Here is a 24808-nt window from a genome sequence, read left to right as displayed (position 1 = left end):
CACAGACTTTTTTGGTTTTAATGTGGAATGGCGTAAAAATTAGTACCGTTCAGGTATTTTTTACCGGCAGTAAGATCGTACATTACCATGTTATAGTCGGCCAAAATTTTACGTTGAGCTTTCGTTAACTTAGATTGTGTAATATATTTGCCCGAATCAGCCATATACTTACCTAATTCAGCGGCCGGAGTCTTTAGGGCAATCTTGGTCATTAACCCATAGAAAGGCGAGACTTTTGCGTCAGTTTTTGCGAAAAGAAGTGGGTTAAGCATGTTCGGTGAGACTACGGCTTTACCGACATTCTTTTCTTGGAAATTGGAGTAGATAAAGTAATCGGACTGATGCAGAACGTTGTCGTACTTAGCGTGTTGTTGTTCATTATTCTTCTGCCAGTTATAGATACCTGGTAAATGATCGCCATATAAGACGACAGTCACCTTTTGCGGTAGCTGATTCAGTTCCTGGATGAAATTCGCAGTCTCCTTGTCCGTAATGTTGACTCCTTTTGTGTATGTCTCTAGACTTGCCACTGAACTTGCGGAAAGATTAGTATCCAGCTTTATTTTACTGTCATAGTAATTGCTCAGGTAGGGCACGTGGTTCTGCATTGTGGACAACTGAATAATTTTATTCTTGTTGTTCTGGCGGAGTATTGCCAAGACATTCTTATACGAGGCAGCGTCACTGACATATGGGTTATTGCCAATTTTAGCTGAGTATTTCAGAGGGTCGGTTCCGGCTGTTTGTGCGTAGAAACGCTGGAAACCCAATTTCTTGAACGCTTTGTTACGCTCATAGGTTTGGGTCGTGAAAGGATGGATGGCGATTCGTTCGTCAAAAGAATTGATAATTGTTGGGAAGAAATCCAGCTGAGGGACGAGAAAGGAATATGGAATAGACATCGAGGGCGAGAAATTATTCATCGAAAGACCAGTAATAGCCTCGAACTCAATGTTGGCAGTCCCGCCGCCGTATCCATTCGAGAAGAAGAGCCCACCGTGATTATTGGCTTGGTAGTTTGTGATATTTGGCAGTGGGTTACTGGTTAATTGAACACCAGGAATACGTGCTGGATTTGCGAGCGACTCACTGAGAATATAAATAATAGTTTGGTCGTTTATCTTATTCTTACGTGTTTGGTTGAGGGATTGAGCAACTTTAGTATATTTGTACGCTAGCTGTTCCATCTTGCTCTTGCTGTAACCGTGTGGCTGTTCCATTGCAGTGACTTTCAGCATGCTGGCAAAACCAACCAGGGTGCCATTGGTTCTGTAATGCCCGATTGGCACAATCATGGAGAGGGTGCTGTAATGTGCGGCACGCATTGCCGGATTCTTGGCGACATGCGTACCGGTAGTGTTCCAGCTTACAGTTTGAGTTGGTAGGAAATTGACCCAGAAAACAAGGTAGCTGACGCTGACGATAATTAGCCCTAGTCGTACTGGTAATTTAGCGTGTAATTGGAGGTTAAAGCGTTTCTGGATAAGCCAAATGAACCCTAATAAAAGGACGAGACCTAAGATGACGCCCACTAGGTAGGTAGCGTTAATCATGCTAATCAATTCTGGAAGAATAACAATATTTTTTAAATCTAGTGGGGTGATCGGTTCATTTCGTAGTAGTACCTTTTGCATATTCGCGTAAGCTACAAGAATCACGATGAGGCTGTAGATACCAAGGGCCAAATAGACACGTTTCACAATTGCCACGACGATCATGTAAATCGCCAGTAGAAATGTCAGATTAATCAAACTCAACCACAGTGAGCCTGGACCGGTTACCATCGTGCTCAGTCTAAATGAATAGTTGGAGGCTTGGATAATAAAGTAGGAGCTGGGAATAACAATTGACGCAGCAAAAAGATGTGGTCGCGTCAGTCGGTGTTGTCTGATCCACTCGATGGTCGTAATCAGTATGAAGGTGAGCAAAATTCGGATGATGAGGAGGGCGCTGGGATTAGTAATTCCAAGTAGGTTAGTTGCTGCGACCATGCCGGTGTTCCACCAGATTGTGTTAATTTCAAAGTTGAGCGAGCCGACAATTAGGATTCCCGCAATTAAAGGCAAGGATAACTGGGCTTCTAGGTCTTTGAGTAAATGAGGTAGTCTAACGATAATTCCTAGACTGAAGCTGAACAGCACGCCAAAGATCGCCACTAGATAAAGGAGATTAAGTCGGTTTGTGCGGTCAATAATTACAAGGCCTAAAAGCAGTAACAGCAGGTTAATACCAATTAATAGCCAACGTTTATTCTTGGTTAAGGTCAGGAACCACTTGGTAAAGAGGGGACTAAGCAGCGCGAGCCAGAAAAGGATGAAGGTGGGATTGTTTATCTTCCAGACAAAGTTAAAAGCGGTGCTTAATTTGGCAAGCGAAAGGGCGGAGCTAACTAGGCTGAGGTGAATGATGAATGTAAATACACTGTAAGTGAGGAAAAAGAGTAGGATACGGTAATAGTATTGCTTGTTTTTAACCTGGGACAATAGAGTCTCATGGCGGGAGCCGAGGATAAAGGAAATTCCTAGGATTATTGCAAACTCCAACACAAAGAGGTAACGCGAGCCCCGAAAGGTGATTGCGGTGGGTGTCGCTGGGTAAAGTGAATTATAGGCAATTGCTAGAACTGCTATTAAGCCTACGAATATATTGAGTAATGAAGCTTGAATTTTTTGTACCAAACTAGCTGTTTGCATTAATGTAATCCTTTGATTTCATTCGTTGAGTTTGATTATAGCATTTTTAGAAAAACATTTGGCAACTACAGAATATAAAAAGGGTGGGTTCAGAAGAACCCACCCTTAGTATTACTTACCAGCTAACTATGTGTTAATGCTCTGTTAATCAATCTTAATCTGATTTGCGTCATCAGATTTCTCAGTTGCTTTTGGTAATGTGACGGTCAAAACGCCACCCTCGTATTTAGCAGAGATAGCTGACTTTTCTACGTCTGGAAGGCGGAATTGCCTTGATACATGGCCAATCGAACGCTCGTTGTGAATGATGTTCCCATCTTTATCACTCAAATCTGAGAATGACTCACGAGAACCAGAAACACTAAGAACGCCGTTTTGGTAATTTAAATTAATCTTATCCTTTTGCATTCCTGGCATGTCAATCTTGACTACGTACTCCTTGTCGGTTTCAGCGATGTCTGATTGCATAATATTTGCTAATGATACATTAGCAAAGTCGTCTCTAGGGAAACCGAAGAAGTCATCGTTAAACCAATCATTAAACCGATCCAATGGATTTCTATTACTACGATGCATTAATTCATTTGCCATATTGAAAACTTCCTTTCTTTCAACCTACATATATATTGTAGGAGCTATTTTACCGGGATTCAAATATTTTGCACTTGCTATTTTTGCTAAAATAATGTAATTTTGATATAGCAAATACGAACACTTGTTCGCGAAAAGGGGTGATAATTTGTATGATTATCGTTATGAGCCTAAACGCCTAATCTTCATGATTGATAATAAATCATTCTATGCCAGTGTCGAGAGCGTGGCCTTGGGGTTGAATCCGTTGAAGACCAAATTGGTAGTCATGTCGACCCAGAAGAATACTAATGGCGGCCTCGTCCTAGCTGCCTCGCCGATGGCGAAGAAGAAATACGGAATCAAGAATGTGATGAGACAGCGCAACTTGCCAACCAAGGAGGAGGCGCCAGACCTAATTTACGTCGAGCCCCACATGAACCTTTACATCCAGAAGAGCATGGAGATTATTGAGATATTTCGGAAATATGTGGCTGACGAGGACCTGCACGTCTACTCGATTGATGAGAGTATCTTAGACATGACCAACTCATACCAGTTGTTTGGTAAGGACCCGTTTGAGGTGGCGCGGAAGATTCAATTAGATATTCGTAATCAGCTCGGTATTTACACGACTGTAGGTATCGGAGAGAACCCGCTTTTGGCGAAATTTGCACTGGACATCGATGCAAAGAAAAGGGCAACAATGATCGCCTTCTGGCATTATGTGGAGGTGGCAGATACAATCTGGCAAATTTCTGATTTAACGGATGTTTGGGGAATCAATAAACGAACTGCAGCCCACCTTGAGAGAATTGGTATTCACAATATGTACGAGTTGGCACACACTGATCCGGTCAAACTGAAGAACGAATTTGGCATAATCGGTGAACAGCTTTTTGCAATGAGTTGGGGGGTTGATCGGAGTTTAATTCGGGATAAATATATTCCGCAAGCAAGAAGCTATGGTAATTCACAGGTTTTACCACGAGACTACTTGGTGCAACGTGAGATTGAAATCGTGATTAGGGAAATTGGCGAACAGGTCGCCGCCAGAATTAGAAGTCGCAAATTACAAACGGGTCTCGTCAGCTTGTGGATTGGTTTTTCATACAAAAGTAGTACGGGTAAGAAGCGTTCGGGTTTTCGTAAGCAACAAAAAATTAGTTATACAAATGACAATAAGGAGTTAGTTGAGGAGCTACTAGCCCTTTTTCGGAGTAATTGGCATGGGGAAATTGTACGAAATATTGGAGTGGACTATGGTGACCTGATTCCAGAACAAGTAAGTCAATTAAATCTGTTTGTGCAACCGCAGCAGTTAGAGAAACGGAGCAAACTGGATCGGACGGCTGATCAGATTAGAAAGAAATTCGGTTTGAAATCTGCCGTTAAATTAAGTAGCTTAGCACCTGGGGGTACAGCGATAGAACGTGCCGGCCTTGTCGGGGGCCACAATGGTGGTAATAGTTATGAGTGATTTTGATCGAATGTTGGACGATTTTTTTAAGAATTATCAGGATCGTGGTATGAAGAAATGGGCAGGTTTTTATTTAAGTGATCACACACAAAAGATTGAACAAGAGGAGCAGCAAAATAATAAGGTAATAAAGAGTCGCCCGATTCAAACTGCAGAAGAGGTTGGTATGCTGTTGTTCCAGGCATTTGAGAATCATCTAGAGGTGGATATCCAATTGAAACAAGTTGACGTAAATGGTGTAATTCCTGCAAGTATCGTGGGCTTTGTTGGTGGTTATCAGCAAGATAATGTTGTGATTAATGACCAACAGATTAAATTTGAAGATATTAAGAATATTCAAATTAGAACTGAATAGGAGCACAAAATAGTATCTGGCCTGAAACTAGTCATTTTTTTTGGTATAATCGAACATGACTTTATGAGGGATGATTACATGAATACACCAAGATCACGTGAAGGTAATATGGTTCGCGGAACCATCTACCTAATAGGATACTTTATTATTTTCGGTGCGAGAAGGTTGGCAGTAGTTGATGGCAAGGTACGCCTTTGGGGCAGCATTCTCTTTTTGTTGCTAAGCCTAATGATGTTGATTTTCTACATCTACCGCTTTAATCGCGAATCGCGCTACTTTGAGCGTTCAGACACCACACTGCCGATATCGGACCATTTCGGTCAACTGGTATTGATTACCACGCTAATATTTATTGTGAGAATGGTAATCAACTACATCCAATTGGCGCAGGGCATAGGTTATACCAGCATTCAAACAGCATATCATGCCGGGGATTCCGCTGGATTATTTTGGTTCTTTATTTTCTCCGAGGGAATCATCATAAGTACACTACAACAATTTCTGACCACTGGCTTTTTTTTCAATTATTTTTTCCGTCAAAATACGCTGATTAAGGCCATCATGGGAGTTATCTTTTCTGCACTGATTTTTGCCTTACTAAACTTTTCAAGTATACCGTTAATTTTTATTAGCGAGCTACTTATTGGGGGCTTGCTAGCGTGGTCGTATCTTTCAACGCAAAGTCTTTGGGTACCCGTCTTGCTAGCAATATTCAATGGTGTGTTAACCGTGGTACTCCTTTAATTATTTACAGAAAATCCTCTCAAACCATTAAAAGTTTGAGAGGATTTTTTTTGAGGAATTATTTAGACTGCTCTTGTTGAATAAATGTCAGTATTTCAAAGGCAAGTGTGAGTTTATCTTGGTCTGCTAATTCGATCTGCTTACTGTTCGTTAATAATGTTACTTTATTGTTTGGTTGATCAAAGCCGCGCCCATTGTCAACGCTGTTGGCAATGATTAGGTCAGCGTTTTTGTGTGCTAGCTTTGTCTTTGCGTTTGCTACAAGATTAGTAGTTTCTGCTGCGAAGCCGGCGACATATTGACTAGCATTTTTCTTTTGCCCTAACTTTGCTAGTATGTCAGTGTTCTGAACTAGATGAAGATCTAATGTGGTCGAATTATCCTGCTTCTTTATCTTCTGATTGCTAGTATGTTCAGGACGGAAATCTGCCACGGCAGCAGCCATGATGATAATGTCCGCTTGTTGAAAGTGATTAGCCATCGCGGTTGCCATCTCTTGTGCCGAGGAGACGTGGTCAATCTTTACTGCTGGTAGGGTGGGCAAATCCTTCGTAGTAACTAGTGTTACCGCTGCTCCAAGGGCTGCAGCAGCGTTGGCCAAGGATGTGCCCATCTTGCCAGAGGAGCGGTTAGTTAGCAAGCGAACAGGATCAATCACCTCGCTGGTTCCACCAGCCGATACTAATACACGTTTTCCGGTTAGAATCTTATCTTGCTTAAACGAATTGATAAAGAGCTGAATCACGGATAATTCGGGTAACCGGCCCACCGCAGCATAGCCCTCAGCTAGCATTCCTTCAGCCGGCTGCAACAGCGTAAATCCTGTGTCTGCTAAACGGGCAATGTTCAGTTGTGTTCTTTTATTGAGCCACATTTGGTCATTCATCGCTGGAACTAGTAATTTTGGTCCATTGAAAGCGAGGAGCGTTTCCGTCACGATGTTGTCTGCCAGCCCTGCAGCTAGTTTAGCAATCGTGTTTGCCGTTGCGGGTACAATGACGGCAACGTCCAGCCAGTGGGCAAATTCCACGTGATCAATGTGTTTTGCATCGGCTGAGATGCCCACTCCATCGGTCAAAACAGGATTTTTGCTCACGGTTGCGAGCGTTAATGGGGTGACGAATTGTTGTGCTGACTTGGTCATGGCAACACGAACTTCAGCGCCACCACGAATGAGGTCTCGAATTAATTGAGGTACTTTGTAGGCAGCGATGCCGCCGGTGACCAAAATACCGATGTGTTGCTGTTTCATTTAAGTGCTCCTTCGAATATTGCTAATCGAGTTAATTATAGCAATATATGTGGAAAAGTCCTATTTTACCTCACAAAAAATCCCCATACCGAGTAAAGCAGGCATGGGGATAAATTTAGTTATTTAGTTAGATTAATCGAAGGTTAACGAAGTTTAGAGAAAATCGGTTAATTCTGCTGCGGTATAACGTGCGGAAGAAATGGGTGTTTCAGCTGCTTCACCGACTGCTAGTGCCACAACTGGCACATAGCGAGTCTTATCTAGTCCGAGTGTTTGAACTACTTTGTCTGCTGCGTAACCTGCAATGGGATTGGTATCGTAGCCGTGGGCACGGGCAACCAGCATTAGCTGCATTGCAGCCATGCTGGCATCAATTGTCGCATCCATCGTGAGAAATTCGGGTGTAGCGCTCTCGTATAACGGCAAGAATGTCTTGAATACCTCATCCCGTTTCTCGGGCGTAATACGTCCTTCCTCGGCCGCTTTGTTCCAAACATCACGGTATGATTGATACGATAGTGTATCGCCTAAGACGAAGATCATTGCTGCACATGAATCTAACTGCGGGTAGTTAAACTTCATCATGAAGGATTTGGCTTTATCTTTGCCTTCTGGCGTGTCCACAACTACAAAGTGCCAAGATTGGAGGTTGCAGGCTGAAGGAGCAGTGGTGGCCTCCTTAATCATTGCCTGTAACTCCTCGCGGTCAATCTTCTTGTCAGGGTTGAATTTCCGGACCGAATGCCGCTCGAACATTACCTTACTGAAGTCATTTAAAACAAGTTGTTGGTCCAAAGTTGTAGTAGTCATAATTGGTACTCCCTTTCACATATAATCGCTTACTTTGTGATTACTATAACTCATCTACGAGAGACGTTCAATCGTTTGTGCCAATATTCACAAATATCTCGAGTTATTTTTTTTAGGCAAATCCTTTGCACGAAAAATAAAATCAGTGCATACTGCGGGTGATTTAGATGATAATAGTAGTTTTTCAACTGGAGGCACTGAGATGAGCGAGGTAGTCCAAGTTAATGGCAGAGTGATTCCGGACCTAGTAATACCCGCAGATTTTACACTTGTCCGAGAAGAGGAGCACGTCCGCAATAAAGAAAATGTAGTGGTGTTGCGGTATCAGGCAGAATAATCCATTGAGCCGAATAACGAACACGTGACCGTGATTTACGGTGCTGATGGGCGCTTACTCAGCTACAATCGATGCGTTGTCATTTCGCCAGCTGAAGGCTCCCGATGCATTGGCGTGAGGAGAATTGACGGATGGATGAATTTCACTATGAACAAACGGTTAAACAATTGGGTAAATTGAACGAGCGCTTGCGCCAGCTGACGGAGACCGACTATGCCACTGCAATGTACAAGGGTTATAGCGCTAGTGGTCTGACGTTGGCGGAAGTACAGGCAGAGATTTCGGCGACCGAGAGTCAGATTAGCAGACTGGAAGAACGCCTTCAGGATTTACGCTAAGAGACCAGCTAAAAGAAAAGCAGCATGTACCAAGGTGCATCGAGGCTAAGCGCACAGGCAGATGAAAATCTGCTTCTTTGTTGTATGAATTATGCGGATCACGTAAAATTCGCAAAAAAAATAGTGGAATAATCCACTATTTAAGAAGCGGGTGACGAGAATCGAACTCGCGACGCCAGCTTGGGAAGCTGAAGTTTTACCACTAAACTACACCCGCATTAGCAATAAAAATTATACCACGAAAAAAAGCCCCTGTGGGATACTTTTGGTAAAAATTATTGCTTGGTTAATTTGCCCTAGTCATCTGAATCTTATCGTGACTGGCTAAGCTAGACTGATATTCAGCGCGATGCGCATTGAAGAATTGCGTGAGCTCCTCTAAGAGATTTTTAATGCGAACCTCTAGCTGCTTAGCGTTAACCAAAGTGTTGGTCGCTGTAGTCTGCTGCGTAGGGACGACGTTATCGGTGGTTCTAGTTGCGGTGCCACTATTTGGTGCTGCTTGTTGTGTGTTACCATTTGAGGCATTAGATTGTGCCGCATAGCCCACATAACCAGTGGTCGAAGCACCGTAGATTTGGATCATCGCGTTCAAAAACGTACTGTCAATCGTGCTGAAGGAGGCGCCACTTGCTGAGTACATCAAACCGGCGGGATTCGTGTCATGTTTCAACCCGATGACGTGACCGAGCTCGTGCAACGCCGCCGGATATTGTCTTTGGTAGTAGTTATTACCCTGACTATTCTTCAGACTCTGATTAACCGACAGATAGGCAACAGCGCGGCTATACTCATTGCCGCGGCGCCAGGTCTGGGTTACGCCTAGTTCGGATTGGTTAGTGGCGACTTGTTGGCCCAACTTCACTGCCCCGTTTGAAGTCTAAACAAAGTTGATGATGCCGTAACGATTGATTTCGTTGGCTGCGTTAATCCACGCTGAGGCAACCGTAGCTTCGGTGCCTGGATTAATCGAGTAGGTAACAGTTCTGCTTGGCCAATGGCCACCTTTCAATTCGAGCGTTGCTTCGACATGATTTGCTGGCAACACTTGATTGACGCCAAGCATGCCGATTGCTGTGAATAAGATACCTATTAATGTAATTAACTTTTTGCTGATACTTCTGTGCATTGATAATTACCCATTCTGTTTCTTAAAAAACAATAGTGGTAAACATAACAGGGAACATGATTGTTACGATAAAATAATTTCGCACTTCAAGTTAAATCTGGCTGTGTATCCGATTACTGAAAACGGATTAAAAAAGTTCATATTTTCTGAAAAATATGAACTAACTGCGTATAGACATCCGTTATTTAACATTCCTGAAAATAGCGGCAGCGTAAACTAGTAAAACTTCAGTTATATAACTTTTTTAAAATAATTAGTAGCAATTTTATTTAATATTAACAAATTGAATTTTGGGTATTTTACTTATTAATAGTAAGCTACCTTCATTCTGCTGGCCTGATGTCTAACGAAATGGTAGGACGATTAACCAATTCAGTGAAGTTTTGGAAAAGCCAGGTCCTAATCTCGGCTGGTTCCAGCAGAAGTGGCATGCGGTTGTGGTAAGGACGTACCGCCTCGTTTGGTTCCGTTGTGACCATTGCAAAGTGGTCAGCCTCATAGATGCCAGCGATGAAAAACAAATCTTGGTCAGCTAACTTAAATTGATATGGTCGTTTCATACTTCGGCCGGTTTTTGCGCTCTTGACGGTTTCAGTCGGGTGACTCTCGTAGAAGCGCGCTGCAATAATCAGGCAGCGTTGTTGCGCAAATGCCTGATCCCACATCGAGGGTTTAGCCTCGTAGAACCGTTCGATTCTGGCGTTGAAAATAGGCGGCTTTCTTTTATCAATTGGGTTTTCGAACCCCCAATTGAGTTTGTTTAATTGTAATTGATTGTTCTGGTAGATTAAGACAGGTGCCTGGATGTTCGGATAGATTTCGGTAGCTTCGTCATTATTTGATGGGTCATCGTTAGCGTTTACCACCGGTAAATTGAGCTCGCGGAGAAAACTGTTAATTTCAGACATGCTAGCGATGGAGAAGTGGCTACACATTGCTCGTTCCTCCTTCTATGGTCTGCAAATTATCGAGCAATTCGTATTCTGCATTAGAGTCGGCGACGATCTTTGAGAGCGTTCCTGCCACGGTTAGTGTGAGCCTGTGCAGCGCACGACTGGCAATTGTATAGATTAATTCCTCATCGGCATGGTCAGTAAAGTTAGTGGTGGAAACGTTATGGGCGATGACACTGTCAAACTCCAAGCCCTTAGCTAGATAGATGGGCATGATTAGGAGCCCTTCCTTCAGGGAACGAGTTTTAGCTGTAATTAGCGTGAGTTCAATTGTGGGTGCTAACTGCGAAGCTAAACCCTTAGCCTCCGCCGCGGTCTTCGTAATTAATGCAACAATCTTGTTGTTGCGTAGTTCTCGGCGAATAATCGTGGGATAGGCGGCGTTTAACTGCTCCTCGTCGTTGAACTGGACCAGGGTTGGTAGAGTGCCAGCTCTCGAGTACGCCTCAATTTTACTTGCAGCAAGAATTGCCTTGGCAAAGTCCGTAATGGTCTTAGTTGAACGGTAACTGGTATTTAATTCATGGTAGTTAAGGCGTTTTTGGGGGAAGAGCTGTTGTAGTGTTTGCTCTTGACTAGTAGTGCCCTTTCTTGTCGGGTTATCCGTAAAGATTGACTGGCTCTGGTCACCTAAGAGGGTCAACTTGGCCTTGGGGAATGCGTGAGCTAGGTAAAGGAGCAGACTCGCGGAATAATCCTGCATCTCATCGACAAAGAGATACATAATCGTATGGTTCTGACCTGAGCCAGTGAGGAGGTCGCGAAGAAACATGATGGCCACGGCGTCCGTAATTCTTAAACGGTGGAGCTCGATGTCGTTGGCTGATTGGTAAATTGACTCCTTGAAAGCCTTCGGCGCAATTCCTGCTGGCTCTAAATGGTTAAGAAAATTAAGGTATGTCTGGTAGATATCGACGAAATAGTCGTTATAGATGGCATCGTAAACTAGCTTGAGGTGCCGCTTGGCCAGCCGATAGGCCACGAAACTGTACTCATCGTCGTAGCTAGCAAAACTGCCTTCCTTATCTCCCAGAATTTGGCGGTATTCTGAGTCAGTGAGGTTTTCGATCGCTTGTTCGATGGTATTTGTTTTGGCATATGCGCGGGTACGGTTCTGCAACAGTTTAATTAGTGCGTTCTTTGTCTGGGTGAACCGTTCTGGCAACGAGAAACGGTTGGAAATGCTGGTATAGATTGCCTTAATCTCATCTTTACCAATGATTACCTCCCCATGTAGAACGAGGTTGCTGAACGGCAGCAAGTCACTAGGAGTTTGCCTGAGGTATTCTTCAAGCAACTTAACGAAACTGGAGCTTTCCTTGAAATCCCGAATTTGCCTGGTAACGGTTGGTAGATTCTGCTGATCGCGTTCAAAGCGCTCGAAGAGGCTCTCAATAGTGAAGCCACGGTGGCGGTGCTCTAAGAAGTCCATGAGCGTGACTTGCCGCATGTTTTTCTCACCAAGGCTTGGTAAGACTTCTGCGATGTAGTTGCTGAAGAGGTTGTTAGGTGAGAAAAGAATAATTTGTTCAGCATCCAGCTTCTCACGGGCGTGGTATAGGAGGTAAGCAACGCGTTGAAGGATGGCTGAGGTCTTCCCGCTCCCGGCGACTCCTTCTACAACCAGTAGGTCAGAAGTGGTGTTTCTGATTATCTCGTTCTGCGCTTGTTGGACGGTCGCCACGATATTCTTCATGTGGGTATCGCTTTGTTCACTCAACATGTCCTGGAGCACGTCGTCAGCGACCGTTTCGTTGGTGTCGAACATCTTAACAATCTGGTTATGCACTATTTTAAACTGGCGCTTATGCAAAAGCTCTACATCAACTGACCCCACCGGGGTGTCATATGTGGCTGGTCCAAGTGTACCGTTATAGTAAAGGGAGGAGATTGGCGCGCGCCAGTCATAGACAAGAAATTCATCATCCGAGGTAATGAGCGAGGAGGTACCGATATAGAGTGTCTCTTGCTCGCCGTCCTCAGCGATATCAATGCGACCGAAGTAGGGTGACTTCTGCAGGAGATGCAAATTCTTTTCGCGGTTGGTCAGAATAGTCTCATTCTCGACTGCTAATGCCACTAGCTGTTTTTGTTGTTGAATGGCAGCGTTAGTCTCCATGCGGTCATCGACCTCAGCTAGATTAACCTTGGCTGTGTCACCGTATGTTGCTTCGACTTTACGGCGTTCCGTCAATGCCTTACCCAATTGTTCTGCAGTGCTCGTCAGCTGATGTTTGATCTCGTCCACAACATAATCTACCCGTTTCTGTTCTACCTCAAGAATCTTCTTGTCCATTGCTATCTCCGCACCTCCATTTTCGTAAAAAATAATGGTTTAACCGTTTAATAAGGTAATTTAGTTTAGTCAATTGTAGCGCTAAAGTAAAGCAAAGTGGCCAGCGAATATTAAATTTTAGAGCATAATAGGTAGAGAATTTATATTAAATAGTTATACTGGAAGAAGAGGATTGAGACATGAATATAATACAGACGTTGGTAGAACGCAAAGCAGCCTTATTAACGGCGCTACTTGAACATTTAAATATTTCTGTACTAGCCCTACTGGTGGCGATAGCAATCGCTATTCCGCTCGCAATTTGGGCTAAGAAGCACCAGAGATTTGCCGAGATTCTGGTACAACTTGCCGGTATTTTGCAGACGATTCCTTCTCTGGCACTGCTTGGGCTGTTGATCCCCCTTGTGGGTATCGGCCAGGTACCGGCGGTGATTGCATTAGTAATCTACGCAATATTACCCATCTTTCAGAATACTTACTTAGGCTTAACGGAAATTAATCCCTCCATTGAGGAGGCAGCCGTTGCCTTTGGGATGTCATTTCGCCGGCGCCTAATTAAAGTGGAGCTCCCAATTGCAATGCCCGTAATTATTTCGGGCATTCGCACTGCATTCGTGATGATTGTCGGGACGGCGACGCTAGCAGCCCTGATTGGTGCAGGCGGCCTTGGTAGTTTCATTCTCCTTGGAATTGACCGGAACAACACGGCTCTAATTCTCATTGGTGCCATCAGCTCCGCACTCTTGGCTGTCTTGATCTCGGGTCTAATCAACCTTTTGCAGAAATTACGCCCAGTTTACGCCATTGTGGTACTAGGAGTGGTTCTTGTGGGTTACGTCGGTCAGGCAGTTTACCAGAATGTAGCCGCAAATCAAACAGAGAAAGTTGTGATTGCAGGTAAACTCGGATCTGAGCCAGATATTTTAATCAACATGTACAAAGAATTGATTGAGGATGCCGACCCCCACATTAACGTTGAACTGAAACAGAACTTCGGCAAGACCAGCTTCGTTTATGAGGCATTGAAAGCGAATCAGGTGGATATTTATCCGGAATTTACCGGAACTGTCCTGGAGAGCCTGGTCAAGAAAACACCTGCGGTTGATCAAGTAAAGACACCTGCTGAGACCTATCAATTAGCCAAAAAATTGCTTGCTAGTCAAAGTAAGATGACACTTCTGCCACCGATGAAGTATCAGAATACTTATGCAATTGCCGTCAAAAAGAGTTTCGCCACTAACCAGAACCTAAAGACAATCGGTGACCTGGCAAAGATTGGCGGGAACCAAACCGCCGGCTTTACGCTTGAATTCACCGATCGGCCAGATGGTTATCCGGCAATTAAGCAGGCGTATGGGCTGAACTTCACGGTTAAAACGATGGAGCCAAAGCTGCGCTACGCTGCCATTAAGAACGATTCCGTTCAGGTCGTAGATGCATATTCGACCGACAGTGAATTAGTGCAGTATAACCTCAGCTTGTTAACGGACGATCAAAATGTTTTTCCTTCATATCAAGGGGCACCGCTGATGAAGACGAGTTTTGCTAAGAAGCACCCGAAGGTTGTGGCGGCACTGAATAAGTTGCGGGGCAAGATTACGGAGCACCAGATGCAGGAAATGAATTATGCAGTCAATGTGCACAACGAGAAGCCAAAGGCTGTTGCCCACAAGTTCCTGCAAACACACGGATTGGTTGGTGATAAATAATGGAGCCAATTATTAAGTTTGACCATATTGGTAAGCAAATTGATGGTAAGCAAATCATTAATGACTTGAACCTGGAAATTGAACAGGGCGAACTATTTGTGATTGTTGGCCCCTCTGGTAGCGGGAAGACGACTACGATCAAGATGATCAATGGCTTGCATGAGATTACCGATGGGTATCTGTACATTAATGGCAAGAGGTTCAAGGACTATGATCTACAGAAGTTAAGGTGGCAGATGGGCTATGTTTTGCAGCAAATCGCCCTTTTTCCAAACATGACGGTGGCCCAGAACATTGCGGTAATTCCGGATATGGTCGGGAAGGATAAGAGGGAGACAAAACAGGGCATAGATAAGATGCTACAACAGGTCGGACTGGATCCCGAACAGTACAGGAATAGATACCCACGTGAGTTATCAGGCGGTGAGCAGCAACGAGTCGGTATTTTGCGCGCCTTGGCTGCGCAACCAGAAATTGTGCTCATGGATGAGCCGTTAAGTGCACTCGATCCACTATCTAGAACGCAACTACAGGACCTGATTCTTGAGTTACACCGAACGCTTAAGACGACGATTGTGTTTGTGACGCATGACATGAAAGAGGCGCTGAAGCTTGGCGACCGGATTGCCGTCATGCGCAAAGGAAAAGTGATCAAGGTGGCCACTCCCGCTGAATTAGTTAACGATACTCAGGATGAATTCATCACGGAATTCTTCTCAGGGGTTGCCCCGGAACAGAAGGCAGATTTTCTGACCCGTAAATTGATGGATCTGTGCACGGGAGATTATCTGCTGAAGCAAAAGCCCACGTCCGGCAGGGGCATGGCAGAACTCACTACTGAGCAAACAATTACCGCTGCCATCGAGAAGTTTGGCAACGTAGATGTCATCAAAGTGCTTGATGGAAGCAGAACGATGGGCTACCTGACTAGACAACAACTGCTTGAGGCCCAAGTTAGGATAACCACTTGATTACTGGTGAAACTAATAGTCGTTCGTGAAATGAAGGGATTTTTGATGGAAAAATTTGATGAAATAGTAATTGGTGCAGGACCTGGTGGTGTCGCTGCTGCAAGTAGACTGCAGTCCGCCGGCCACAAAGTAATGATTGTGGAGAATAATCTGTACGGTGGCACATGTCCAAACTTCGGTTGCGACCCGAAGAAGATGCTCTACGCCGCAGTTGAAACGCGCCAACGTGCGCGTCAGATGACGGGCTTCGGCGTCCAAAGTGCTCCCGAGATCAACTGGCCGGAATTGATGGAATTTAAAAGAGGCTATACGAGAGCGATTCCCGGCGGTACCGAGGAAGGTCTTAAGCATAGTGGCGTCAAAACGGTGCATGGCACAGCACGCTTTACCGCTGAGCACACAATTATGGTGGGTGACGAATCCTACCAAGCTACCAATTTCGTGATTGCCACGGGCCACCGCCCAGCTATCCTCGATATTCCGGGGAAGGAATACTTCATGACGTCAACTGATTTTCTCGACCTAGATTGCCTACCAGACGAATTGATTTTTGTTGGTGGGGGCTTCGTCTCGTTTGAGTTGGCGAACATCGCGCATCAAGCCGGGGCAACGGTTCACTTGATTCATCATAACGAGCGGCCCCTCAAACGCTTCGACGAGGAGGAAGTGCAGCAATTGGTTGAGTTAATGCGTGATTCTGGGATTGACGTCCAGTTGAATGCCAGTCCAACTGAGATTAGAAAAGTTGGCAACCAATTTGAGGTTGTCCTTGCCGATGGACGGTCCATTACGGCCGATCAGGTCTATGCAGGAACCGGTCGGGTGGCAAATATTGAAGCCCTTGATTTGGCAAAAGCGAACGTGGAGTTTAGCCGCCGTGGCGTGCATGTCGACCAGTATCTGCAGACCACAAACGAGCATGTTTTCGCCATCGGTGATGTCACTGACCTGAACATTCCTAAATTAACACCGATTGCTGGCTACATGAGCCGATACCTCGTCGCCCACATTCTGGGGAAAAGTAGTGTTCCATTTGCGCTACCAGTTGTACCAGAGATCACCTTCTCAACCACCGAACTGGCACAGGTCGGCGTGACTACCGATGCCGCAAAGGCAGATTCGAAGCACTACCAAGTGAAGGATTTAGATGTGACCGGCTGGTACTCGTACAATCGGACCAAGGAACAAGTCGCACGGGTGAAGGTCGTGATTGACTGCACGAACAACCTAGTAGTTGGTGCCGCCGTGTTGAGTAGTACTGCAGAGGATTTGATTAATCAGTTTATGTGGCTCATTGACCAACATATTACGCACAAGGAATTGTTGAACAAGGTCTTCGCGTACCCAAGCGTGGCCAGCGATTTACAGTACTTTGCTTAATCGGCTTTTGACAAAAGCGGTAAATTTGCTAGAATTAAACTTGTAAAAGTTGAGGTGCAGAAGTAGTAGCGATCTGCTAGTGAAGCGAGCGGTGATAGTGTAAGACCGCGATTGATCGTGAATGGACTGGATCAGATCAACAAGTGGTAGGCTTTATACTACACGAGTGGGAGCCTTGGCTTCAAAACTGGTGGTACCGCGGATAATTCGCCCTGTTGTTATTTAACAACGGGCTTTTTTTATGGAGGAAAGATGACAAAAGAGATAATATTAACGGGCGATCGCCCAACTGGTAAGCTACACATTGGTCATTATTTAGGATCGCTCAAGAATCGGGTGGAACTTCAGAACAGCGGCAATTATGAGCCGTACATCATGATTGCCGATACGCAGGCATTAACAGATAACGCACGTAATCCAGCTAAAATCAGGAATAGTCTGATTGAGGTTGCTTTAGACTACTTGGCCGTCGGCCTTGATCCAACCAAATCAACAATCTTTGTGCAGTCACAAATACCGGCATTGTTCGAATTGACAGCATACTACCTTGATCTGGTCAGCGTGGCGCGCTTAGAGCGGAATCCCACTGTCAAGGCGGAGATTCAGCAAAAGGGCTTCGGCGAGTCGCTACCCGCTGGATTTTTAATCTATCCGGTCTCTCAAGCAGCGGATATCACGGCATTTAAAGCCACGGTCGTCCCGGTTGGCGACGATCAGGAACCAATGCTTGAGCAGACGCGCGAGGTGGTACGGGCATTTAACAACGCCTATGAGACAGCTGTTTTGGTAGAGCCCAAAGGCTATTTCCCACCGAAGGGTCAGGGTCGTTTACCAGGACTTGACGGCAACCAAAAGATGAGTAAATCACTTAATAATGCCATCTACCTCAGCGACTCTGAAGAAGAGTTGCAGCAAAAGGTCATGAAGATGTTTACGGATCCCAATCACATTCACGTGCAGGATCCAGGCCATGTCGAAGGCAACACGGTTTTCACGTACCTAGACGTGTTCGATGACGATCAGGCGCGCGTTAGAGAGCTAAAGGACCAGTACCGGGCAGGTGGCTTGGGTGATGTTAAAATCAAGCAGTACCTGTTTGAGGTGCTGAACAAGAAGCTCACACCGATTAGGGAACGTAGAGAGGAGTTTGCAAAGGATCCGGCGGCGGTTTACGCGATGTTACAGGACGGCTCACGAAAAGCAAATGAGGTGGCGAATCAGACACTAGCCGAGGTTCGGGCTGCAATTGGCTTTAATTATTTTGGTTAGAGTAGAGAAGTAGATTTTATTGTGATTAGTTTGGTTTGAATGGAGGTTTCTCAATATGACCCATCAAAGAATTCCATGGTCCCAGTATTTTATGATGCAGGCGCTGGTGATTGCACAACGGTCCACGTGTGATCGAGCACTTGTCGGCAGTGTGTTAGTTAAAGAAGACAGAATGATTGCGAGTGGTTATAACGGTTCTGCAAAGGGCCAGCCACATTGTGATGACGTAGGACATCAGATGGTCGACGGTCATTGTGTCCGCACAATCCACAGTGAGATTAACGCATTATTACAATGCGCCACGAATGGTATTGTCGCAAAAGATGCTGAGATCTATGTAACTCACTTCCCGTGCTACAATTGCACGAAGGCGCTCATCCAGGCTGGTGTGCGGAAGATTAATTACGTCTATGATTACCACGCGAACCCCTTGGCACTTGAATTAATTGAACATGTGAAATTGCCGGTCGAAAAGGTTGCGCTGGACCCCACTTATCTGAGAGAATTACTGCAAGAACTCACAAGAGGAGAACAATAATGAAGGCATTGATTAACATCGATTATACCTATGATTTTGTGGCGGATGATGGTAAATTGACCGCTGGCAAACCCGCTCAGGCACTTGAACAAAAGATTGTTGAGCTGAATCAACAATTTGTCGCTAACGGGGACTTTGTGGTGATGGCGGTTGACATGCACGATGTCAAGGATACATATCACCCCGAGATGAAGTTGTTCCCACCGCATAATCTGGTAGGGACTAGCGGGCGTCAGCTATATGGTTCGCTACAGAACTTCTATGACGAGAATCGGGATGCAATCTACTGGATGGATAAACGCCACTACTCCGCTTTTTCTGGGACGGATTTGGATATACGTTTACGTGAAAGAAAGATTACCGAGCTAACCTTGGTCGGCGTGGTGACAGACATCTGCGTGCTCCATACCGCTTTCGATGCCTATAACCTGGGTTATCAGATTGCCATCCCGCAAAATGGTGTGGCGAGCTTCAATCAGGTAGGTCACGAGTGGGCCCTTGACCACTTTAAAAATACGCTTGGGGCAACTGTCTACGAAGCATGATTTACCAGAGCTAAAGAATTCGTTAAAAATCCTGAAAACCAGTAATCCCTCAACAGATATGATAAAATTTAAGTAACAATTGAAGAGGTGCATTCATGGAAACTAAGAAGAGAACAAAAATCAATCCTTGGTGGATTGTCGGTGGAGTTGTCGTAATTCTCATTGCGATTTTCGTCGGCATGTACAATGGTCTGGCCAAGCAGAACCAAGACGTAGAGGCGCAGTGGGGTCAGGTCGAGAACCAGATGCAACGGCGCTACGACCTGGTACCGAACCTGGTTAATTCGGTCAAGGGTAGCATGAAGCAGGAACAGAAGATTTTCGGTGATATTGCGGAGGCCAGAAAGGCTTACGGAAGTGCCTCAACGGATAAGGAGAAGATGGAAGCTAATGGCAATCTTGACCAATCCGTCGGTACGTTGGTGAACGTGATTCAAGAAAATTATCCGAGCTTGACTTCAAATGAGAACGTGCAGACCTTGATGACTCAGTTAGAAGGAACGGAGAATCGGATTACGACCGAGAGAAGAAGATATAACCTCGCAGTGCAGTCATATAATCGTTCTGTTGTGTCTTTCCCGAAGAACATTTTCGCTAACATGATGGGGCTGGGGAAGAAACCTTACTTTGAGGCGGTTGATGCTGCCGAGAAGACACCAACGGTTGACTTTGGCAATTAATTTAGTAAGTGGGAAGTAGCAGACGCTGATGAAGCAGACTGGTTTAATTAAAAGTAAAATATTGGCATTACTGCTATTTGTAGGAGCTACTCTATTTGTGGGTGGCTTCTTTTCGCATTCCGTTGAGGCGGCGAAATTACCGGCGAGTCCCAGCACATATTATTACGACCAAGTTTTATTGCTGAATGATGAGACCAAGCAGCTGGTGTTCAACAAGAACGAATCCTATGAGAATACCGGCAAAAAGCCACAGGTAATTATGGCGGTGGTGAAGTCGACTGATGGGGAATCAATCGACGAGTATGCTAGTGAGCTGTTCGATAAGTGGAATATTGGTCAGAAATCTTCTGATAACGGCCTGCTGATTCTCTACGCGGTAAATGACGGTGAGAGAAACGTCAGGATTGAGGTTGGTTATGGCTTAGAAGGAGCCGTAACTGACTCGCAGGCTGGTGCGATTTTGCGTAATAACGCTGATTTACTAAAGTCGTCAGATAAGGCGAAGGTGAATAAAGGCTTGCAGCAAACCTTTAATGCTGTTGTGACGTTGATTGACAAAGAGTACGGCTACAAGCTAGATAAGAACTCACTTTCTGATGAGGAGCTTGAACGAGTTCAAGAAGCGGATAATAGTGGGGAGTCTATCGGAGTTGTCATCGGTTTGCTTGTGTTTACAGGCATCGTGCTTTTCGCTTCGTACAGGGGAAGAGGCGGCAAAGGCGGCCCCAAGGGCCCGGGTGGTGTTGACGGGTCTTCTATTCCATGGTGGCTGATTTTCTTGGGCTCAGGTGGTTCAAATGATGATAATGATCACTGGGGCGGTGGCGGCTTCGGTGGTGGCGGAGGATTCTCGGGCGGAGGCGGTTCATCCGGTGGCGGTGGAGCGTCAATTTAGTGGATTGTTGCAAGTCGTGCTGTGCCACAACCTGTAACTGTGTTCCAATCAACAACTCTCTCCGTCTAGCTTTCCTTCCTAGCTTCACTCCGTGAATCTTTGTCAGGCTTTACTAGTACTCAAGAGTTGAACGTTGATTATCACAACTTGTAACTGTGTTCCAATCAACAACTCTCTCCGTCTAGCTTTCCTTCCTAGCTTCACTCCGTGAATCTTTGTCAGGCTTTACTAGTACTCAAGAGTTGAACGTTGATTATCACAACTTGTAACTGTGTTCCACAGCACAACTTCTTGCGTCTAGTCTCATATCTAACAGCTACTTTGTAGCTATCAGATATATCAACTAGTACTCAGAAGCTGACCGTGCTGTGTCACAACTTGTAACTGTGTTCCACCAATCAATCCACTCATCTCAACTAGCTTGCCTCAAATTGCTACGCATTTTGGTCAATCTTCGTTGATAATCCGTGGACTAACCGATTGGTGTCACAACTTGTAACTGTGTTCCACCAATCAATCCACTCATCTCAACTAGCTTGCCTCAAATTGCTACGCATTTTGATCAATCTTCGTTAATAATTCGTGGATTAACCGATTTGAACTTTTACTGACCAAGTAAAAAGACTAAAATAGTCATTAATTTACTTTTCTGGAGAACATTAATGAAAGACTTAACCCGCGGCAACCCATTAAAAATTATTGCAATTTTCTCAATTCCACTCCTAATTGGAAACCTATTTCAGCAATTCTATACTTTATCCGACACACTAATAGTCGGCCGCTTCCTCGGCGTGAACGCATTGGCAGCCGTTGGTTCGACGAATAGCCTGACATTTCTGATCATCGGCTTTGCACAAGGTGCCACTAGTGGTCTCTCAATCAAGACCGCACAGCTCTTTGGCGCTCGTGATTATAAGGGTGTCCGGAAAAGCTTTGCGACGAGCATCGTAATCAGCCTGGCAATTTCCATTGTGATGACGACTCTGAGCGTTGTGTTCTGTCGTGAGATTCTACAATTGATGCAGACACCACCAGAGATTATTGATCAGGCATACGACTTCCTGATTGTAATCTTTGCTGGCTTCTCAGTAGCCATCGGGTATAACTTGCTCGCTAATGTCCTTATGGCACTCGGCGACAGTCGCACACCATTGATTTTTCTAGTCGTAGCCGTCGTGATTAACGTGGCAATTGATATTGTCCTAATTGCGGTTCTGCATATTGGCACTGTGGCTGCCGGGATTGCGACTGTTTCATCGCAGGGAATTTCGATGATTCTATGTATCCTGTATATCAGAAAGTCTGTCCCATATCTCCAATTACGGCGCGAAGACTTCAAGATTTCTAAGCAAGATTTTATCGACCACCTGCGGTTGGGTCTGCCGATGGGGTTCCAGTCGTCAATTATTGCCATTGGTAGTGTCATTCTGCAGTTAATGTTGAATACACTGGGACCACAATCAATCGCAGCTTACACCGCTGCTGGTAAAATCGATCAGGTTGCAACCCTGCCAGTAATGTCGTTTGGCATTGCCATGGCGACGTTTGTGGCACAAAACTTTGGCGCCAGAAAGTACGGGCGCATCATCAAGGGCGTGAAACAAATTTTACTCTTATCCATTGGGATTAGTATTGTTCTGGGTGGCTTAATTATCATCTTTGGCCGGCCACTAGTGAACTTCTTTGTCGGCAACGACCAACCGGCGGTTACTACTCTAGCCCAGCAATACTTCTACGTTGTTAGCAGCATGTATTGGCTGTTGTCCACCTTGTTCGTTCTCAGGTATACCCTGCAGGGACTTGGTAAAAGCATGATTCCAACGATTGCTGGTGTATTCGAGCTAATGATGCGGGCGTTTGCTGGCCTGGTTCTGGTGGCTAACTTCGAATTCCTTGGAGCCTGTTTAGCCAATCCCTTGGCCTGGTTTGGCTCGCTCATGGTCCTCATCCCATCGTACCTGACGACGATGAAACAACTACGTGAGCGTGACAAGATTGTGGTCAAGAACAATCAATAGGATTCACGCAATAATGTGCTAGAAAAAAGCTGATGCGTCAGCTTTTTTATTTTGTACTTATTGCAGAAAACGCTTTCGTTTTATAGTAAAAGTAACTTGATTTGGAAAAAGGAAATATTATGGCATTTAAGAAAGAATTTTTATGGGGTGGCGCAACTGCTGCCAACCAATACGAGGGTGCCTATGACGTAGATGGTAAGGGACTGAGTACTGCCGACGTGATGAAAGGTGGGGCTGTCGACCGGCCACGTGCTATTACCTGGAATAATCCAACCACAGGCGAAACTGGAAGCAGTGACTTCTTGATGTTTGGTAAGGGAACACGGGTTGTGCCCGAGGGAACAGTGCCTGCCGTACTTGACGGAGAGTATTACCCAAGCCATGAGGGCACGGATTTCTAGGTTCTACAATATCTGTTGTTGGTAATAGATTTTCATCTATTACTGATGACAGATTTTTTATTTATGGCTAGAATAAAAAAGCGGACATTTCCTGTCCGTTCATCCAAGTCAACCACCACGAAGATTTTTCAGAAAGAAGGAAATGCCCTATGTGTCATGATACTACAAAATTATTATTAGGAATAGCTGACGAGAACCTAAAAATTACTGACGGTGAAACTGGAGAAGACGGGGTTATTCGCTTAACTGGCCACTTGGATTACACGCCGAAGGCTTGTCCCAAGTGCGGGATTATCAATGATCAAAAGATTATTAACTACGGCTGGCGCAATACCACTATCAGATTCTCGAAGGTTCTGAGCAACACCGTCATCTTAGCCTTAAAGCGCCGCTATTTCCACTGTAAAGAATGTCACGGCAACTTTCTTGCACAAACAGTGGCAGTTCCGAAACACTGTACAATTTCAAACACCAGCCGCAAAGAATGCCTAGAGAAGCTCGGTGAACCGGTCTCTTTGAAGCACATTGCCAATGAAGTATCGGCATCAGATTCATTTGTGGGCCGCCAGTTAATGCGCGCTGAACGAGACTTTCAAACCAATTGGCACTATTTACCAGAGATCATCTTAATGGATGAGGTGAAGAGTACCAAGAGCGCTACTGGTGCCATGAGCTTTGAGTTCATGAATGGCGAAACCCATGAATTAATCGACTTACTCCCTTATCGAACCATCAATAAACTAGAGAAGTATTTTTACCGCTTCGATCAAGCTGACCGAGAAAACGTCAAAATTATTGTGACTGATATGAATTATACCTACCCCAAGCTTGTGCAGACCGTGTTCCCCAATGCCATGGTGGTCATGGACAAGTTTCATATTATCAACGCCCTAAATCGGGCGTTTAACAAAACCAGAATCAAGGTGATGAAGAAGTTTACCCCGTCTTCTCGCGAATTTCACGCCCTTAAGCGCTACTGGAAGCTGTTGTTAGTACCAACTGAACAGCTTAACTTTGAACAATTCAAAAAGTGGACTAATTTTCCTTACTGGATGGCTGCCACCGATGTTGTCCATCAGCTGTTATCGTTGGATTCAGAACTAGAACAAACTTATCAAGTCTTAAACAGCGTCCGGTCAGCTGTCCAACATCAAGATTGGCATAACTACAATGCGGCATTTTGGAATAACAAAACGTATTCTGAAGAAATGAAGAACACGATTAAAACACTTGAAAGCCATCATGATGAGATTCGTAACACCTTTACCACACACTATTCAAATGGTCCTTTGGAAGGTTCTAATAATAAAATCAAGGCGATCAAACGAGCCAGTTTTGGCTATCGCAGCTTCTGGAGGTTTAGAACTCGAGTACTATACGTTTTCAAAATCAAAACAAAAAGAGCCCTAATCACGAAGTGATTAGAACTCGAAATATGGATTCAC

At 44.9% G+C, this 24808-nt stretch carries 24 protein-coding genes and 1 tRNA gene; 16 read left to right on the top strand and 9 right to left on the bottom strand.

The window, feature by feature from the left end:
* Window positions 1-17: 17 nt before the first annotated feature.
* Together LA20533_RS02885 and LA20533_RS02880 are read right to left on the bottom strand one after the other, a co-directional pair.
* On the bottom strand, window positions 18-2693 hold the full coding sequence (locus LA20533_RS02885; RefSeq protein WP_056946738.1) for an LTA synthase family protein: 2676 nt from the start codon (window positions 2691-2693) through the stop codon (window positions 18-20).
* Between the two features lie 144 nt (window positions 2694-2837).
* Window positions 2838-3284 (bottom strand): Hsp20/alpha crystallin family protein, encoded by a 447-nt coding sequence (locus tag LA20533_RS02880; RefSeq protein WP_056946734.1) that lies wholly within the window; start codon window positions 3282-3284, stop codon window positions 2838-2840.
* A 148-nt stretch (window positions 3285-3432) separates the two neighbouring features.
* Between LA20533_RS02880 and LA20533_RS02875 the strand changes: the two genes are divergently transcribed.
* The 3 genes from LA20533_RS02875 (at window position 3433) to LA20533_RS02865 (ending at window position 5842) form a co-directional block, all read left to right on the top strand.
* Window positions 3433-4743 carry a Y-family DNA polymerase gene (locus tag LA20533_RS02875; RefSeq protein ID WP_056946731.1) on the top strand — a complete coding sequence of 437 codons (1311 nt, stop codon included), beginning with the start codon at window positions 3433-3435 and terminating at the stop codon, window positions 4741-4743.
* Complete coding sequence (locus LA20533_RS02870) at window positions 4736-5098, top strand: hypothetical protein (protein ID WP_056946728.1); 363 nt, start codon at window positions 4736-4738, stop codon at window positions 5096-5098. The genes LA20533_RS02875 and LA20533_RS02870 overlap by 8 nt, the downstream gene beginning before the upstream one ends.
* A gap of 78 nt (window positions 5099-5176) precedes the next feature.
* Window positions 5177-5842, top strand: a complete 666-nt coding sequence (locus LA20533_RS02865; protein ID WP_056946725.1) for a CPBP family intramembrane glutamic endopeptidase — start codon at window positions 5177-5179, stop codon at window positions 5840-5842.
* 58 nt (window positions 5843-5900) lie between these two features.
* On the opposite strand, the gene coaBC is transcribed toward LA20533_RS02865, so the two are convergent.
* Entirely contained in the window at window positions 5901-7094 is a 1194-nt protein-coding gene (gene coaBC / locus LA20533_RS02860) for a bifunctional phosphopantothenoylcysteine decarboxylase/phosphopantothenate--cysteine ligase CoaBC (RefSeq protein WP_056946723.1), read from the bottom strand.
* A gap of 153 nt (window positions 7095-7247) precedes the next feature.
* Entirely contained in the window at window positions 7248-7904 is a 657-nt protein-coding gene (locus LA20533_RS02855) for a nitroreductase family protein (protein ID WP_054746253.1), read from the bottom strand.
* 202 nt (window positions 7905-8106) lie between these two features.
* On the opposite strand from LA20533_RS02855, the gene LA20533_RS08920 reads away from it, so the two are divergent.
* Entirely contained in the window at window positions 8107-8241 is a 135-nt protein-coding gene (locus LA20533_RS08920; protein ID WP_255313978.1) for a hypothetical protein, read from the top strand.
* Window positions 8242-8372: 131 nt separating this feature from the next.
* Window positions 8373-8579 carry a hypothetical protein gene (locus LA20533_RS02850; protein ID WP_054746252.1) on the top strand — a complete coding sequence of 69 codons (207 nt, stop codon included), beginning with the start codon at window positions 8373-8375 and terminating at the stop codon, window positions 8577-8579.
* A gap of 146 nt (window positions 8580-8725) precedes the next feature.
* Here the strand turns inward: LA20533_RS02850 and LA20533_RS02845 are convergent.
* The 5 genes from LA20533_RS02845 to helD form a co-directional block, all read right to left on the bottom strand.
* Window positions 8726-8796: transfer RNA gene (locus tag LA20533_RS02845), tRNA-Gly, on the bottom strand.
* A gap of 69 nt (window positions 8797-8865) precedes the next feature.
* Window positions 8866-9438: a M10 family metallopeptidase domain-containing protein gene (locus tag LA20533_RS02840; RefSeq protein ID WP_054746251.1), complete on the bottom strand. Its 573-nt coding sequence runs from the start codon at window positions 9436-9438 to the stop codon at window positions 8866-8868.
* A gap of 21 nt (window positions 9439-9459) precedes the next feature.
* Window positions 9460-9708: a hypothetical protein gene (locus LA20533_RS02835; RefSeq protein ID WP_054746250.1), complete on the bottom strand. Its 249-nt coding sequence runs from the start codon at window positions 9706-9708 to the stop codon at window positions 9460-9462.
* A 323-nt stretch (window positions 9709-10031) separates the two neighbouring features.
* The gene (locus LA20533_RS02830; RefSeq protein ID WP_054746249.1) at window positions 10032-10643 is read right to left on the bottom strand and encodes an SOS response-associated peptidase; all 612 of its coding nucleotides are present in this window, start codon (window positions 10641-10643) and stop codon (window positions 10032-10034) included.
* Window positions 10636-12957 carry an RNA polymerase recycling motor HelD gene (gene helD, locus LA20533_RS02825; RefSeq protein ID WP_056946719.1) on the bottom strand — a complete coding sequence of 774 codons (2322 nt, stop codon included), beginning with the start codon at window positions 12955-12957 and terminating at the stop codon, window positions 10636-10638. The genes LA20533_RS02830 and helD overlap by 8 nt, the downstream gene beginning before the upstream one ends.
* Window positions 12958-13136: 179 nt before the next feature.
* On the opposite strand from helD, the gene LA20533_RS02820 reads away from it, so the two are divergent.
* The 11 genes from LA20533_RS02820 to LA20533_RS02770 all read left to right on the top strand — a co-directional run bounded on the left by LA20533_RS02820 (window position 13137) and on the right by LA20533_RS02770 (window position 24784).
* The gene (locus LA20533_RS02820; RefSeq protein ID WP_056946715.1) at window positions 13137-14666 is read left to right on the top strand and encodes an ABC transporter permease/substrate-binding protein; all 1530 of its coding nucleotides are present in this window, start codon (window positions 13137-13139) and stop codon (window positions 14664-14666) included.
* A complete protein-coding gene (locus tag LA20533_RS02815) occupies window positions 14666-15637 on the top strand; it encodes an ABC transporter ATP-binding protein (RefSeq protein WP_054746245.1) in 972 nt (323 codons plus the stop codon). The genes LA20533_RS02820 and LA20533_RS02815 overlap by 1 nt, the downstream gene beginning before the upstream one ends.
* A 45-nt stretch (window positions 15638-15682) precedes the next feature.
* A complete protein-coding gene (locus tag LA20533_RS02810; protein ID WP_054746244.1) occupies window positions 15683-17017 on the top strand; it encodes a dihydrolipoyl dehydrogenase family protein in 1335 nt (444 codons plus the stop codon).
* 252 nt (window positions 17018-17269) lie between these two features.
* Window positions 17270-18286 carry a tryptophan--tRNA ligase gene (gene trpS / locus LA20533_RS02805; RefSeq protein WP_056946711.1) on the top strand — a complete coding sequence of 339 codons (1017 nt, stop codon included), beginning with the start codon at window positions 17270-17272 and terminating at the stop codon, window positions 18284-18286.
* 55 nt (window positions 18287-18341) lie between these two features.
* Window positions 18342-18824: a deaminase gene (locus tag LA20533_RS02800; protein ID WP_054746243.1), complete on the top strand. Its 483-nt coding sequence runs from the start codon at window positions 18342-18344 to the stop codon at window positions 18822-18824.
* Window positions 18824-19369, top strand: coding sequence for a cysteine hydrolase family protein (locus tag LA20533_RS02795; RefSeq protein WP_054746242.1), 546 nt, complete (start codon window positions 18824-18826; stop codon window positions 19367-19369). Before LA20533_RS02800 ends, LA20533_RS02795 begins: the two co-directional genes overlap by 1 nt.
* 95 nt (window positions 19370-19464) lie before the next feature.
* The gene (locus LA20533_RS02790) at window positions 19465-20049 is read left to right on the top strand and encodes a LemA family protein (protein ID WP_056946708.1); all 585 of its coding nucleotides are present in this window, start codon (window positions 19465-19467) and stop codon (window positions 20047-20049) included.
* Between the two features lie 28 nt (window positions 20050-20077).
* Complete coding sequence (locus tag LA20533_RS08940) at window positions 20078-20944, top strand: TPM domain-containing protein (RefSeq protein WP_056946705.1); 867 nt, start codon at window positions 20078-20080, stop codon at window positions 20942-20944.
* Window positions 20945-21606: 662 nt separating this feature from the next.
* Window positions 21607-22962 carry an MATE family efflux transporter gene (locus LA20533_RS02780; protein ID WP_054746312.1) on the top strand — a complete coding sequence of 452 codons (1356 nt, stop codon included), beginning with the start codon at window positions 21607-21609 and terminating at the stop codon, window positions 22960-22962.
* Between the two features lie 119 nt (window positions 22963-23081).
* A complete protein-coding gene (locus LA20533_RS08945; RefSeq protein ID WP_056946703.1) occupies window positions 23082-23363 on the top strand; it encodes a family 1 glycosylhydrolase in 282 nt (93 codons plus the stop codon).
* A 149-nt stretch (window positions 23364-23512) separates the two neighbouring features.
* Window positions 23513-24784: an ISL3 family transposase gene (locus tag LA20533_RS02770; protein ID WP_054746314.1), complete on the top strand. Its 1272-nt coding sequence runs from the start codon at window positions 23513-23515 to the stop codon at window positions 24782-24784.
* The last annotated feature ends 24 nt before the right edge of the window (window positions 24785-24808 follow it).

The sequence above is a fragment of the Amylolactobacillus amylophilus DSM 20533 = JCM 1125 genome (assembly GCF_001936335.1).
In the GTDB taxonomy this organism is placed as follows: domain Bacteria; phylum Bacillota; class Bacilli; order Lactobacillales; family Lactobacillaceae; genus Amylolactobacillus; species Amylolactobacillus amylophilus.
Note: the sequence above shows the minus strand (reverse complement) of the source record. Positions and strands in the feature narration are given on the sequence as shown.

Excerpts from the sequence above, each read along its gene's own strand:
- LA20533_RS02885 (WP_056946738.1), bottom strand. The coding sequence starts at position 2,693 with ATGCAAACAGCTAGTTTGGTACAAAAAATTCAAGCTTCATTACTCAAT.
- LA20533_RS02880 (WP_056946734.1), bottom strand. The coding sequence starts at position 3,284 with ATGGCAAATGAATTAATGCATCGTAGTAATAGAAATCCATTGGATCGG.
- LA20533_RS02870 (WP_056946728.1), top strand. The coding sequence starts at position 4,736 with ATGAGTGATTTTGATCGAATGTTGGACGATTTTTTTAAGAATTATCAG.
- LA20533_RS02865 (WP_056946725.1), top strand. The coding sequence starts at position 5,177 with ATGAATACACCAAGATCACGTGAAGGTAATATGGTTCGCGGAACCATC.
- coaBC (WP_056946723.1), bottom strand. The coding sequence starts at position 7,094 with ATGAAACAGCAACACATCGGTATTTTGGTCACCGGCGGCATCGCTGCC.
- LA20533_RS02855 (WP_054746253.1), bottom strand. The coding sequence starts at position 7,904 with ATGACTACTACAACTTTGGACCAACAACTTGTTTTAAATGACTTCAGT.
- LA20533_RS08920 (WP_255313978.1), top strand. The coding sequence starts at position 8,107 with ATGAGCGAGGTAGTCCAAGTTAATGGCAGAGTGATTCCGGACCTAGTA.
- LA20533_RS02850 (WP_054746252.1), top strand. The coding sequence starts at position 8,373 with ATGGATGAATTTCACTATGAACAAACGGTTAAACAATTGGGTAAATTG.
- LA20533_RS02835 (WP_054746250.1), bottom strand. The coding sequence starts at position 9,708 with ATGCACAGAAGTATCAGCAAAAAGTTAATTACATTAATAGGTATCTTA.
- LA20533_RS02830 (WP_054746249.1), bottom strand. The coding sequence starts at position 10,643 with ATGTGTAGCCACTTCTCCATCGCTAGCATGTCTGAAATTAACAGTTTT.
- helD (WP_056946719.1), bottom strand. The coding sequence starts at position 12,957 with ATGGACAAGAAGATTCTTGAGGTAGAACAGAAACGGGTAGATTATGTT.
- LA20533_RS02820 (WP_056946715.1), top strand. The coding sequence starts at position 13,137 with ATGAATATAATACAGACGTTGGTAGAACGCAAAGCAGCCTTATTAACG.
- LA20533_RS02815 (WP_054746245.1), top strand. The coding sequence starts at position 14,666 with ATGGAGCCAATTATTAAGTTTGACCATATTGGTAAGCAAATTGATGGT.
- LA20533_RS02810 (WP_054746244.1), top strand. The coding sequence starts at position 15,683 with ATGGAAAAATTTGATGAAATAGTAATTGGTGCAGGACCTGGTGGTGTC.
- trpS (WP_056946711.1), top strand. The coding sequence starts at position 17,270 with ATGACAAAAGAGATAATATTAACGGGCGATCGCCCAACTGGTAAGCTA.
- LA20533_RS02800 (WP_054746243.1), top strand. The coding sequence starts at position 18,342 with ATGACCCATCAAAGAATTCCATGGTCCCAGTATTTTATGATGCAGGCG.
- LA20533_RS02795 (WP_054746242.1), top strand. The coding sequence starts at position 18,824 with ATGAAGGCATTGATTAACATCGATTATACCTATGATTTTGTGGCGGAT.
- LA20533_RS02790 (WP_056946708.1), top strand. The coding sequence starts at position 19,465 with ATGGAAACTAAGAAGAGAACAAAAATCAATCCTTGGTGGATTGTCGGT.
- LA20533_RS08940 (WP_056946705.1), top strand. The coding sequence starts at position 20,078 with ATGAAGCAGACTGGTTTAATTAAAAGTAAAATATTGGCATTACTGCTA.
- LA20533_RS02780 (WP_054746312.1), top strand. The coding sequence starts at position 21,607 with ATGAAAGACTTAACCCGCGGCAACCCATTAAAAATTATTGCAATTTTC.
- LA20533_RS08945 (WP_056946703.1), top strand. The coding sequence starts at position 23,082 with ATGGCATTTAAGAAAGAATTTTTATGGGGTGGCGCAACTGCTGCCAAC.
- LA20533_RS02770 (WP_054746314.1), top strand. The coding sequence starts at position 23,513 with ATGTGTCATGATACTACAAAATTATTATTAGGAATAGCTGACGAGAAC.